The sequence below is a fragment of the Segatella copri genome (genome assembly GCF_019249795.2).
In the GTDB taxonomy this organism is placed as follows: domain Bacteria; phylum Bacteroidota; class Bacteroidia; order Bacteroidales; family Bacteroidaceae; genus Prevotella; species Prevotella copri_B.
In genome coordinates, this window is sequence record NZ_CP156892.1 from 262,501 (window position 1) to 275,460 (window position 12,960).

General features: G+C 45.5%; 9 protein-coding genes. 6 read left to right on the top strand and 3 right to left on the bottom strand.

The window, feature by feature from the left end; translation table 11 throughout:
* Positions 1-32: 32 nt before the first annotated feature.
* Entirely contained in the window at positions 33-1,298 is a 1,266-nt protein-coding gene (cls, locus tag KUA48_RS14080) for a cardiolipin synthase (protein WP_118152659.1), read from the top strand.
* Positions 1,299-1,391: 93 nt separating this feature from the next.
* Complete coding sequence (locus KUA48_RS14085; protein WP_371833719.1) at positions 1,392-1,982, top strand: response regulator transcription factor; 591 nt, start codon at positions 1,392-1,394, stop codon at positions 1,980-1,982.
* 132 nt (positions 1,983-2,114) lie between these two features.
* On the opposite strand, the gene KUA48_RS14090 is transcribed toward KUA48_RS14085, so the two are convergent.
* Positions 2,115-3,071, bottom strand: coding sequence for a LuxR C-terminal-related transcriptional regulator (locus tag KUA48_RS14090; RefSeq protein WP_218431679.1), 957 nt, complete (start codon positions 3,069-3,071; stop codon positions 2,115-2,117).
* A gap of 357 nt (positions 3,072-3,428) precedes the next feature.
* Between KUA48_RS14090 and KUA48_RS14095 the strand changes: the two genes are divergently transcribed.
* The 4 genes from KUA48_RS14095 (at position 3,429) to ccsA (ending at position 10,469) form a co-directional block, all read left to right on the top strand.
* On the top strand, positions 3,429-4,724 hold the full coding sequence (locus KUA48_RS14095; protein ID WP_119235811.1) for a hypothetical protein: 1,296 nt from the start codon (positions 3,429-3,431) through the stop codon (positions 4,722-4,724).
* A 66-nt stretch (positions 4,725-4,790) separates the two neighbouring features.
* Positions 4,791-6,119 carry an imelysin family protein gene (locus KUA48_RS14100; protein WP_153088440.1) on the top strand — a complete coding sequence of 443 codons (1,329 nt, stop codon included), beginning with the start codon at positions 4,791-4,793 and terminating at the stop codon, positions 6,117-6,119.
* Between the two features lie 116 nt (positions 6,120-6,235).
* Entirely contained in the window at positions 6,236-8,038 is a 1,803-nt protein-coding gene (locus KUA48_RS14105; protein WP_218431678.1) for a di-heme oxidoredictase family protein, read from the top strand.
* Positions 8,039-8,204: 166 nt separating this feature from the next.
* A complete protein-coding gene (ccsA, locus tag KUA48_RS14110; protein WP_218431677.1) occupies positions 8,205-10,469 on the top strand; it encodes a cytochrome c biogenesis protein CcsA in 2,265 nt (754 codons plus the stop codon).
* Positions 10,470-10,580: 111 nt separating this feature from the next.
* Here the strand turns inward: ccsA and KUA48_RS14115 are convergent, their stop codons facing one another.
* Both KUA48_RS14115 and rny read right to left on the bottom strand, forming a co-directional pair.
* Positions 10,581-11,279, bottom strand: coding sequence for a tRNA 2-thiocytidine biosynthesis TtcA family protein (locus KUA48_RS14115; RefSeq protein WP_153094479.1), 699 nt, complete (start codon positions 11,277-11,279; stop codon positions 10,581-10,583).
* Positions 11,280-11,396: 117 nt separating this feature from the next.
* Positions 11,397-12,932, bottom strand: a complete 1,536-nt coding sequence (rny, locus tag KUA48_RS14120; RefSeq protein WP_117586134.1) for a ribonuclease Y — start codon at positions 12,930-12,932, stop codon at positions 11,397-11,399.
* Between the last annotated feature and the right edge of the window lie 28 nt (positions 12,933-12,960).

The window sequence follows — 12,960 nt, forward strand, 5'->3', positions numbered from 1 at the left end:
ACGGATTTATAGATAACACGGTTATAGATAAGATGAGATATTTTTTATTAATAGCGACATTATGGCTGTCTTGTTCGTTGTGCAGCGCACAGACTAGCGATTCATTGATTGTTAATCAGCTTCGTGGGAAAGGTGTCAGCTTTTCTCACGATAATTCAGTAACCCTACTGATGAACGGTCAGGAAAAGTTTGATGATATGTTCCAGGCAATCCGACAGGCTAAACATAGTGTACACCTGGAATACTTCAACTTTCGCAACGACAGCATCGCCTCCCTCCTCTTCGACCTACTAGCTCAGAAAGTCAAGGAGGGTGTAAAGGTGAGAGCCTTATATGATGGTTTCGGAAACTCTTCCAACAATAAGCCTCTGCGAAAGAGACATCTCAAGAAAATCCGTGCCAACGGCATAGAGATTTATGAATATAAGCCCCTGAAGTTTCCATGGGTACATGCAATCTTCAACCGTGATCACCGTAAAATCGTAATCATTGACGGACAGATTGCCTACACAGGCGGTATGAACGTTGCCGACTATTATATAAAAGGTACGAAGGTTGTAGGAGAATGGCACGATATGCACTGTCGCATCGACGGAAGCGAGGTGAATACCCTGCAGAAGATATTCCTCAAAATGTGGAATAAGGTGAGCGGACAGAATGTGCACAGCACTGAGTTCTGGAGATATAAGAAGAAGGATTATCTGGTAGAGAATCTCAAGCCAGATACGACAGCAACAGCCTACAGAAAGATGGTCGGCATCATTAATCGTGAGCCTCATATAACAAAGGATATCATCCGATATTTTTATGTGAATGCAATCAATGATGCACAGGACAGCATCAAGATCATCAGCCCCTACTTCACCTTGAGTCATAAACTCAAAAAGGCATTGAAGAATGCTGTGAAAAGAGGAGTGAAAGTAGAAATCATGCTCTCTACCAAGAGCGATATTCCGCTGACTCCTGACTGCGGTTTCTATAATGCCCACAAACTGATGAAGGCAGGATGCAATGTTTGGATGTACACACGGGGCTTCCACCATACCAAGATTATCATGGTAGACGGCAAGTTCTGTACCGTTGGCAGTGCCAATCTCAATGCCCGAAGCCTGCGCTGGGACTATGAAGAGAATGCAGTGATTGTGGATTCTTGCACTACCCAACAACTGGTACAGCTCTTTGATGGGGAAAAGAAAGACAGTTTCTTACTCAATGAGAAGAACTGGAGAGAGTGGCGTACGGGCTGGCAAAGATTCAAAGGATGGTTTGCCGCAAAGGTACTCACTCCATTCTTGTAAAAACAAGATATAAGTATAACCCAACTTTCACTAGCAGAAGTAAAATAAACAGAGATGAATGAAGAAATGATGAAAGCCATGGCTGGCAAACAGATGCCGGAAATGGCAATAGTAGAGAGCAATACACTCGCCGCAATGGGACTCAGACAACTGCTTGAGTCAGTGATGCCCATGATGAAAATCTCGACCTTCGGTTCGTTCCGTCAGTACGAGGCAAACAATCCTGACCACTTTGTTCATAGTTTTGTATCTATGCACATTGTACTGGAACACCGTTACTTCTTCACACAGGGCAACAGGAACCACCACGTGATCGTTCTAACACCCAGCAACGATCCCAATTCGCAACTTGCAGAATTTCATTGTCTCTGCGTCAATGTACCAGAAGGATACCTGATAAAAGAGTTTCTCAACCTGCAGCATTCCGGTCATCCTCATGGCGAACATATCCCTGCCATGCCCCCTGTCACTCAGGAAAAAGTTCTGTCGGATAGAGAAATAGAGGTATTATCTCTGGTAGCACAAGGGAAAATCAACAAAGAGATAGCCGACCAACTCTGTATCGGACTGACTACTGTGATTACCCATCGCAAGAAAATACAGGAAAAACTGGGATTAAAAAGTGTGTCATCACTCACTATTTATGCTGTGATGCATGGTTTTGTTGACATCAATATGATCTAGCCTTTACCATAAATAGTGATGCAGAATCATCACATACCTAAATATAATGATAGCGCCTTCCCCTCATGTGAGAGGAAGGCGCTATCATTTTAGGAAAAATAACATTATTTAAACAGATATTCCACAGATAAGCTACAGCTTTACAGAAGAAATATCAACCAAATTGTTCACGATGGCATAAATTGTAAGACCTGCTGGAGAGTGAATCTGAAGCTTTCGGGCGATGTTTCTGCGATGCGTAATGACCGTATTAATAGAGATAAACAGGTGGTCAGCAATCTCCTTGTTGGTCATTCCCTGAACCAAAGCAACAATCACATCTTTCTCACGGTCGCTCAACTGTTCACCGCTCATCGGAGTCTGATTAATCATGCTCGAAATCTTGGCACTCACATCGTTCTGCTTCAGTTTACGCTCTGCATTTCTTACTGCAGGAATAAAGATTTCTTCCTCAACCTCAGAATGATGTTTCAGCCATTCCTCATTATTATATATATCATAAAGAGTGGCGCTGAGCTGATTATTATGCAAGCCATCAGAAGGCAAATACTTGATAATGATACTCTTGAGTTCCTTTAACTTCAAATCTACCTGAGCATGGTGCTTCGAGAAGGTTTCTATATCAAAGTTTGCATTGGCATTACCATCTATAAGTGCCTGAACATAAGGGAATACCATTCTTTCCTCATACTTCATGTGATTGGTGATGCTATGGGCATAGTCATCATAAAGCTTGAGGATAAGGCGCGCCAGATTATCCTTTTCATCCAGCGCTTCAACCAGTTCCTTACGGATAAACGGCAACTGGAAATCTATGTAATAGGCATGCGATGCTTTGAGATAATGCAATAGGGTCGGCAGCGACAGGCGGTCAGCATCGTCATACTCCTTGTAACCATTAATCGTCAAGTTAACCACGGACAGGAAAGTATAGGTATCCACCTGCTGTTCTTCGCAAACTTCGCACACAGTTTTATCACCAAAGCCCAGGTTGATACCGAAGCTGCCGAGGCTCTGTAAAATGTTATAATTGTCTCTAATGATGCTGATCATCTTGTCATCAGCTTCATACATCTTCTGATTTTTCATCTTTCTTTATCCTTAAATGAAAACATCCTTGTATCAAGAACATTCATAATGTTTCTATTTCGGTTGCAAATATACAAAAAAGTTTCGAAACTCGCAATACCTAAAAATGGGGATGCGCCAGTTTACCGATTTTTAGGTATTGCAAGATATTTTAAAACTCTGTAACTTTGCACCCAAAATCGAGAAAGAGCGCGGTGATGATTGCCACTCCCGAGCGGCAGAGCTGCGTAATTCCTTATCATGCCTCATGGCTTTAAGGAGATACTAGGCCTCTAAAGTATCGAGACCGCAAGCAGACATCCGCGCTCTTTCCTTTATATAAAATTATACGATAACAATAATTTCAAAATATTAAAGATGAACAGTTTAAGAATTGGATTGATGTCCGCTGCCCTCGTTGCCGGTTTGGCAACGGCAAGTGCACAAACAGTGGCTGCCGATAGTGTGATGCAGCATGTAAACGGCAAGCGCCTCAGCGTGGGTGGTTATGGCGAGGTTGCCATGAGCCGCAACTTCTATAGCGACGCAGGAAAACGCTACTCTAACGCCACCGCTTATAAAAACGCACCCGACCACGGACGCTTCGACATTCCTCATGCAGTAATCTACCTGGGTTACGACTTCGGAAAGGGATGGTCCATGGGTACTGAAATTGAGTTTGAACACGGAGGTACCGGACAGTCTATCGAATACGAGGCAGAGGAGGCCATCGAGTATGAACAAGAGGTAGAGAAAGGTGGCGAGGTGGAACTCGAACAGTTCTGGATTCAGAAATCATTCGGTCGATGGGCTAACATCAAGGCTGGACACATCGTTGTACCTGTAGGTCTTACCAATGCCTATCACGAACCATTGAATTTCTTTACTGTTTATCGTCCGGAAGGAGAAAACACCATTCTTCCTTGTACATGGCACCAGACTGGTATCAGTTTCTGGGGAAAGAGCGGTAAGTTCCGCTACGAGGCACAGTTTCTGGCAGGTTTGAACGCCTACCGTTTCAGTCGCAGCAACTGGATTCAAGGCGGTGCCAAGAGTCCATACGAGTTTGAGGTAGCCAACAAATATGCCGTTGCTGCCCGTGTAGATAACTACAGTATTCCTGGTCTGCGCATCGGACTGAGCGGTTACTACGGCAAGGCGATGGGCAACACCACCCCACAGGATACCCAACACAAAAACATCAAGGGAAACGTATATGTAGGTGCCTTCGACTTCACCTACAACAAGTACAACTGGAAGATTAGAGGCAACGTGGATTATGGCTATGTAAGCGATGCTACAGCCATTACCAGCATTGTATATCCTGGTACGGCTAACGTCAAGCCTAATGAATCAGGCAGCGGCAAATACTTCGGCAGTCATGCCATCGCTACCATGGTGGAAGCAGGCTATGATGTCTTCTCTCAGATTTCCAAGTTGCGTGAAAACAACCAGAAGCTGTATGTGTTCGGTCATTTCGAGTATTACGATTCATCCGTTCACAATACCACCGCCAAGTGGACCAACCGCAAAATTGTGGCAGCAGGTATCAACTACTTCCCTCTCCCACAAATCTGTGTGAAAGCTGAATACAACCAGCGCATCTTCCACTCTAAGTACAACAATGAGCCAGCCGTGAACATCGGCATCGCTTATCAGGGCTTCTTCCTCTAATCCAGGTGAAAAGAGCCGTTTCATAGAATAATAATTATCATATTCAAACATAAAAAACAAAGAAACATGAAAAAGATTTTCCAGAAGGCATTCTTGTTCGTAGCAACAATGACCTTATCTTTGGGTTTCGCTTCTTGTAGCGATGATGATGGCCCAGTAACAGAGGGTAACGTAGTTCCAGCAACAGAATTATCAGCAGTTGCCAACACTTATGTAAACGACATTATCAATCCTACCTACAAGGATTTGAGAGACAACGCTAAGGTTCTGAAGGATGCATGCGACAAGGCATACGCCAACGCCAAGGCTGGCAACTTGAGCGATGCAGATATCACCGATGCCTGCGAGGCTTTCAAGAACGCTCGTCGTGAATGGGAGCGCAGTGAGGCATTCCTCTATGGTGCAGCAGCCAACAACGAGATTGACCCACACATCGACTCATGGCCACTCGACCACGACCAGATGGTAGAGGCACTCAACAACCAGAACATCATCGCCGGAATCCAGGGTTCAAACCCAGCTCAGTTTATCTATACCGAGAACAAGAACTTCGACTCTGTAATCGGTTTCCACGGATTGGAGTTCGTACTCTTCCGTAATGGAGCCGCACGTACTGCAGCCATGCTGAACAACAACGAGACAGAAGAGGGCATGACCACCGTAAAGGGTATCGACGAGTTGGCATTTGCTGCCGCTGTAGCTGGCGACATCTACAACATGACTTCACTCCTCCAGTATGGTTGGAATGGTGATGCAACCCTCGGTTCTTGGTTGACAACCAATTGCAAGTGGGTGGTTGATGGTCTTGCTGGTCTGGAGGAGAGTGCTGGTGCCCTTTCTTCTGCAGGTATCGGTTACGGTCAGTTCTTCCTCAATGCCACAGGCGACAAGGCTTGGTTCCCTACATGGCAGGAGACCTTGGAGAATGTATTCGTAGGCGGCTGCTCAAGCATCTGCCAGGAGGTTTACACCCAGAAGCTGGGTCAGGCTTACCGTGTAGCTACCGGTCATGGCGGTACAACAGAGGATGGCGAAGCTGAATCTCGCGACTACATTGAGTCACCATACAGCAAGCGTTCATTCATCGACTATCAGGACAACATCTACTCTATCAAGAACTCTCTCTATGGTACACGTCATGTAACTGCTACAACTCCTGTTGCTAATTCATTGATGACTATCATGAAGAAGTACAACTACAGTGGCTACAACGCATTGAATACAGCTCTTGATGAGGCTATCGCAGCATTGGAGTCTGCCAAGAAGAGCGGTATCGCCTTCGTGGATGATCCAGCCAATGCTCAGGTAAAGACTTGCATCGACAAGATCAACACCCTGGACGACGAGTTGAACAATGCGGGTGCCTGGTTCCGCGCCTTGAAGGTTTCCAAGTAATTTATCCCTTACAGCAGAAACAACAGGAATAAAGGATTACGTAGCTTTGCTTTCTTCAATAGAAGCGAAGCTACGTCATTTGGGTTAAATATAATATATCACAAAGAAAATACATTATGAATAAGAATTTTAAGAATTACGCCTACCTGTCGTTCGCCCTGGCTTTGGCTACGACAATGGCTAGCTGTTCTGACGATGACAACAAAGTTGAAATTCAGGAAACAGATGCCGCATACGTAGGTAAGGAAGTGGGTAACTTTACTGCAGATGAGTGGTATCCAGGTGGTAAGCTGGGGACAACAGAGAACACTGGTTCCAGCAGTTACTCTGACCAGACCCCTGCCGTAGATAACGATCCAGAACTCTTCAAGCAGTTCTTTATCGGCGAGCAGATATTCGAGCGCCAGTATTCATGGAACACCGGTGCCTTCAAGGGCTTGGGTCCTGCTTCTGTACGCTCATCTTGCTTTGACTGCCACCCAGAGTATGGTCATGGCAAGCGCAAGGCACAGTATGAAACCCGCTATGGTAACGGTAATGGTTATCTGCTCGTAGTTTATCATCCTGTAGATGGTGCCAACAGCAATGATGGTGGCTATGTAGCTGAGGTTACAGGTATGCCTCAGACACAAGCACAGTCTCCATTCTTGCCACCTATCGATGAGAGCAAAATCAATATGAGTTGGGAGCACGTCAACAAGATGGAAACAGAAGAGATACCATCCATGCAGTTCCCTGATGGCGAAAAGTTTGATTTGATTTATCCTGAGATTTCTATCCCTAAGAGTGCCTTCAACACCAGTCCTACTCCATACGAAACCGGCAATGGTACAGTAGCTGTAAGATTGGAATCTACCATCGGTATTGGTGGTACAGGACTGGTAGATGCCATTCCTAACGAAGCTATCAAGGCACAGTATGCATCAGAGGCATCTTACTTCAAGAAAGCTGGACTTGACGTAAAAGAATACATCAATCCATCATTTTGGGATGCCGACAAGAATGACTTTACCGACGGAGCATACTATACAACATTTGGTAGAGATAGCAAATACGCTATTGGTGGCGTGCATGCAGATGGCAGCACATTCGATCCAAACACCTCTGAATTGAACAAAAAGATTGTCAAGCGCTTCACTTATGCCTTGACCCGTGGTAGTTTACAGGATGGTCCTGGTGCTAACGCTATCTGGAACATCACCAATGTTACCCGTCAGGATCGTCCTTGCCTCTATACCACGACCCCTTGGGCAAAGGCAATGTCAGAGAATACGGATGTGATTGCAGCCATCAAGAAGGACCCTACCTCTCCATATTATGCAGATGGTACTGACGAGGGAATCAAGGAAGCAGTAGTAAACCTGTTGGATCCAAAAACCAACCAGTTTGACAACCAATGGCACAACTTCAAGCCTGAGCAGAGCATGGACGATTTCTATGCCTTCATGGTATGGCATCGTGGACTTGCAGTACCTCGTGCCCGCAACTTGAATGATTCACAGGTACAGCAAGGTAAAAAACTCTTCATGGAATGGGGCTGCGCCAACTGTCACAAGCCATCATGGAAGACCGGTGACGATAACTACGTAACATCCAAGTACATCGCCGACAAGAAGTTGCCTCGTTATCAGAACCAGACCATTTATCCATATTCTGACTTCATTCAGCACAAGCTCTATATGATGAACGACATCCATGGATCATGGTGCCGCACCACTCCACTTTGGGGTCGTGGCTTGAGCTATCTGAACACAGGTGCAGAAGATCGCCTGCACGACTGTCGTGCCCGCAACGAGGTGGAAGCCATCATGTGGCACTGCTACAGCAAGAAGAGTCATGCCTATAGTTCAGCCATGAACTTCTACAAAGCATCGAAGAGCGATCGTGATGCAGTGGTTAAGTTCCTGCGTTCTATCTAATGATAAGATATTACAAGAAGAAACAAAAATAAGAAAAGCTGCCAGGCTATCAAAAGCATTTGGCAGCTTTTTTATCAGAACCTCTAAATATACGTATAAAATCTTGCTTGTCTCCGAATAATATCGTAATTTTGCAGCGGAAATTCTATCAAGATTCCAACTAAGTATGGTTAAAAAGATTATATTCATTCTTTACATTCTTGTGCTCGTATGCATGGCTGCCGCCACCATCGTGGAAAAAAGCCAGGGCACGGATTATGCCCATGCCCACTACTATGGGGCATGGTGGTTCATTCTAATCTGGGCAGTACTCGCTGCCCTAGGTGCGTTCTATATCATCAAAAGAAAAGTGAAGTGCGCTTCTACGCTGGCACTCCATCTCTCCTTCATCATCATCCTCTTGGGTGCCCTACTCACGCATGTATCAGCTAAAAGAGGCATGATTCATCTGCGCATCGGTCAGCCTACAGATACCTATATGGCTCAGGATGAAGAGCAGGGCATGAAGGAAGAGAAACTGCCTTTCTCGCTCTGCCTGCAGAAGTTTGAAGCGAAGATGCATGATGGTACCAACGCTGTGGCTGACTATTCTTCAAAATTCACCGTAATAGACGGAGATGATAAGAGCGAAGGCGAAGTTTCGATGAACAACATCTATTCCCACCGGTCTTACCGTCTTTATCAGTCATCTTACGATGAAGACGGCAAGGGAAGCGTGCTCGCTATCAATGCCGATCCATACGGCATACCAGTCACCTATACTGGCTATGCGCTGCTCTTCATCTCCCTCGTATGGATGCTCTTCGACCCTAAGGGCGGTTATCGCAGACTACTGAAGAGTCCTTTGCTCAAGAAGGGAGCGTTGATAACAGCACTCATCCTCAGCATGGGCAATATACAGACACTGCATGCAGAATCTGCAACAAGCAATCTCCAAAATGCAGTATTGCCAAAGGAAACTGCAGAGAAGTTTGGCGAGCTTCATATTCTCTACAACGACCGCATCTGTCCGGTACAGACCTTTGCCCTCGATTTCTGCAAGAAGATATATGGAGCCAGGAGCTATCTGGGATTGACTGCAGAACAGGTACTCTCTGGTTGGGTATTCTATGGAAATACTTGGGCAAACGAGCCTTTCATCAAGATCAAGAGCGGAGAAATGAAAACAGCGATGAATCTGCCTGACTATGCTTCGCTCAATACTTTCTTCAATCGTGAGATGGGGGGCTATACCATCGGACAGTATGTTCAGGAATACTACAATGGGCAGCAGGACAAGTTCCATCAGCAAGCCGCCGATATCGATGGCAAGATACAAATCATCATGGAGTTGCGAGAAGGTATCTCATTGAAAGTTCTTCCTTACACCTTCACCAAGAATGTGAAGGCTACCAAGGATCATTCATTCATCAAGGCTGGCACTACCACGTGGTTTTCACCTGTAGATAAGTTGCCACAGGCCGTGGAGCACCAGCATGCGCTCTATATCAAGAATGTATTCTCTCTGCTGAATGGTGATGTAAAGGCAGGCAATACGAGCCGAGTAAACGAGTTCTTCGTCAAGATGAAGAAATATCAGGAGGTTAGTAGCGGTAATTCGCTGCCAACAGCTACACAGTATAAGGCAGAACGCATCAATAATGCCTTTCCTTTTGCAACCATTCTCTTCATGGCAAACCTCACACTGGGCTTCATTGCCCTCTTCTACACCATCTATCGCATGACGAAGAAGAGAGAAATCAAGGCATTGAACATCGCTTTGCCTATCTTGCTTGGCGTTTCCTTCTTTGCCTTAACCTTCGGATTGGCATTGAGATGGATTATCAGCGGCAACATACCTATGTCTAACGGATATGAAAGTATGCTGACTGTAGCCTGGTTCGTGATGCTTATCAGCATTTTGATGCAGTTGCGCATCCGCATCGTGATGGTATTCGGCTTCCTAATTTCAGGATTTTTCCTTCAGGTAAGCCATATCAACCAGATGGATCCTGCTATCGGACAGATGATGCCAGTATTGAACAGTCCGTTACTCAGCATCCATGTCAGCATCATCATGATGAGCTATGCACTGCTATCCTTGACTTTCATCTGCGGCATCATGGGCATCTGCATGCGCTTTCATGGCGAAGAACTGCGGGATTTAAGCCGTCTCTTCCTCTACCCTGCCCTCACCACGATGGGGTTCGGCATCTTCATCGGAGCCATCTGGGCTAACGTGAGTTGGGGTAATTACTGGAGTTGGGATAGCAAGGAGACGTGGGCGCTCATCACCTTTATGATTTATGCCGTAGTAGTGCATACGCAGAGTCTACCGGTCTTCCGCAAGCCACTGGTATATCACATTTACATCACCCTGGCATTCATGAGCATTGCCATGACATATTTCGGAGTAAATTACTTCCTTACCGGAATGCACTCGTATGCATAAAAAAATGAAATAGGCTTCAATGGCAAATGAAGCCTATTTCATTGTCCAACGAAAGTACTTTCATGTGCTCATGAAAGTACTTTCGTTTTTTATTGCTTTTTCTACTATATTTTATTCCATAAAGACAGAGCGCCAAAGACTATAGCGCGCCTCTGGGTTCAACTGCTCCAAATGATGGAAGACGGCTTGCATATCCGAACGGCGGGTAGTCTCTTCGTAAGGACACAACGCCTTCTGCTTAGTGAAATGCAACTCTTCTGCTACCTGCCGGATATCCGCCTCATGTACGAGACAGAGCGGACGGATAATGGTAAGCGGATAATGTTTCAGAGGAAGACTGGGCTGCATGGTGGAATGCGAACCCTCGAAGGTGATGTTCATCAGCAGGGTAACGAGGATATCATCCATGTGATGTCCCAGAGCTATCTTATTGAACCCGTGGCTTACAGCAAACTCGAAGAGCGTCTTGCGTCGGTTCCAGGCACAGAGGAAGCAACGGGTCTTTCGGGGATCGGTGGATTCATCGAACGAACTATGAAGGATATGAAGCTTGATGCCATTCTCTGCACAGAAATCCTGCAGATAAGAGCGGTCGGTCTCGTAAGGAATATTATCCATGATGATATGAGCCGCCTCTACCTCAATATGTGGCTTATAGATGCGGGCACGCTGAGCCAGCAAACGGACCAGTTCCAGGGAATCCTTTCCACCACTCAAGGCTATAAGAATATGGTCACCATCTTCCAAAAGCCGGTAATCGACACATCCCTTATTGAATCGCTTTAATACTTTCTGTTCTGCTTTCATCATATTCTGAAAAGGGAAAAGAAAAGCCGCACCCTATAAACAGAGTACGGCTTTATCAAGATACATCTCTCTACCTTGCAGAAGAGAAACGACAATTTAAACTTCAAATATAATTCTATCTTACTTAGCGTAAGCTACACTACGAGTCTCACGAATCACAGTAATCTTAACCTGACCAGGATAAGTCATCTCATTCTGAATCTTGGTTGCGATTTCATCAGAAAGCTTGATGCTCTCTTCATCGTTCATCTTATCCGCACCAACGATGACACGGAGTTCACGACCTGCCTGGATAGCGTAAGTCTTGGTTACGCCAGGATAACTCATGGCGATAGCTTCAAGATCGTTCAAACGCTTGATATAAGCCTCTACAATCTCACGACGGGCACCAGGACGGGCACCAGAGATAGCATCACAAACCTGTACGATAGGAGCCAATAATGTGTTCATCTCCATCTCATCATGGTGAGCACCGATGGCATTGCAGATATCAGGTTTTTCCTTATACTTCTCTGCAATCTTGGCACCATACAATGCGTGTGGCAATTCACTCTCCTCATCAGGCACCTTACCAATATCGTGCAAAAGACCGGCACGCTTAGCCTTCTTAGGATTCAATCCCAATTCAGAAGCCATAACCGCACAGAGGTTAGCGGTTTCACGGGCATGCTGCAAGAGGTTCTGACCATAAGAAGAACGGTACTTCATCTTACCGATGATACGAATCAACTCTGGGTGCAGACCATGAATACCGAGGTCGATAGCTGTACGCTTACCAGTTTCGATAATTTCATTATCCAACTGCTTCTTCACCTTGGCTACCACCTCCTCGATACGGGCTGGGTGGATACGGCCGTCAGCTACCAACTGATGGAGAGCCAGACGGCAAACCTCACGACGAACAGGGTCGAAGGCTGAGATAACGATTGCCTCAGGAGTATCATCCACAACGATTTCTACACCAGTTGCTGCTTCCAGAGCACGGATATTGCGGCCTTCACGACCGATAATACGTCCCTTCACCTCATCATTATCGATATGGAAAACGCTGACAGAGTTCTCAATGGCTGTTTCAGTAGCAACACGCTGGATTGTCTGAATCACAATCTTCTTAGCCTGCTGGTTAGCATTGAGTTTGGCATCATCCATAATTTCGTTCACATAGCTTGCAGCATCGAGTTTAGCCTGATCTTTCAGACTCTCAATCAATCTCTGCTTAGCCTCTTCAGCACTCAGACCAGAAAGTTCTTCCAGTTTAGCCTGCTCCTGTTTCTGCATCTTATCAAGTTCCTGCTGCTTGACAGACAAGAGTTTCTTCTCGTTGTCAACACGCTGCTGATACTGATCAATCTCCATCTTGCGTCGACCGAGGTCTTCCTGACGCTGATTGAGAGAAATCTCGCGCTGTTTCAGCTTATTCTCATTCTGCTGGATGCGAGAATTACGCTGCTGCACTTCTTTTTCGAGTTCCGCCTTCTTGTTGAGGAATTTCTCCTTCACTTCCAAAAGCTTCTTCTCTTTTACTACTTCTGCCTCTTTGTTGGCAGCTTCTATCATTTCATTATATTTTCCCTTAATGACATAACGGAAAATGAAATACCCAGCAGCACCGCCGATAACAAGCGCCACCAAGGCTGCTATAATAGTTACTATCATTATATTATATATATGTTTATTAATATTC

What these genes read in the sequence shown, in the direction of transcription:
- cls (WP_118152659.1), top strand. Translation starts at nt 33, where the DNA reads ATGAGATATTTTTTATTAATAGCGACATTATGGCTGTCTTGTTCGTTG.
- KUA48_RS14085 (WP_371833719.1), top strand. Translation starts at nt 1,392, where the DNA reads ATGCCGGAAATGGCAATAGTAGAGAGCAATACACTCGCCGCAATGGGA.
- KUA48_RS14090 (WP_218431679.1), bottom strand. Translation starts at nt 3,071, where the DNA reads ATGAAAAATCAGAAGATGTATGAAGCTGATGACAAGATGATCAGCATC.
- KUA48_RS14095 (WP_119235811.1), top strand. Translation starts at nt 3,429, where the DNA reads ATGAACAGTTTAAGAATTGGATTGATGTCCGCTGCCCTCGTTGCCGGT.
- KUA48_RS14100 (WP_153088440.1), top strand. Translation starts at nt 4,791, where the DNA reads ATGAAAAAGATTTTCCAGAAGGCATTCTTGTTCGTAGCAACAATGACC.
- KUA48_RS14105 (WP_218431678.1), top strand. Translation starts at nt 6,236, where the DNA reads ATGAATAAGAATTTTAAGAATTACGCCTACCTGTCGTTCGCCCTGGCT.
- ccsA (WP_218431677.1), top strand. Translation starts at nt 8,205, where the DNA reads ATGGTTAAAAAGATTATATTCATTCTTTACATTCTTGTGCTCGTATGC.
- KUA48_RS14115 (WP_153094479.1), bottom strand. Translation starts at nt 11,279, where the DNA reads ATGATGAAAGCAGAACAGAAAGTATTAAAGCGATTCAATAAGGGATGT.
- rny (WP_117586134.1), bottom strand. Translation starts at nt 12,932, where the DNA reads ATGATAGTAACTATTATAGCAGCCTTGGTGGCGCTTGTTATCGGCGGT.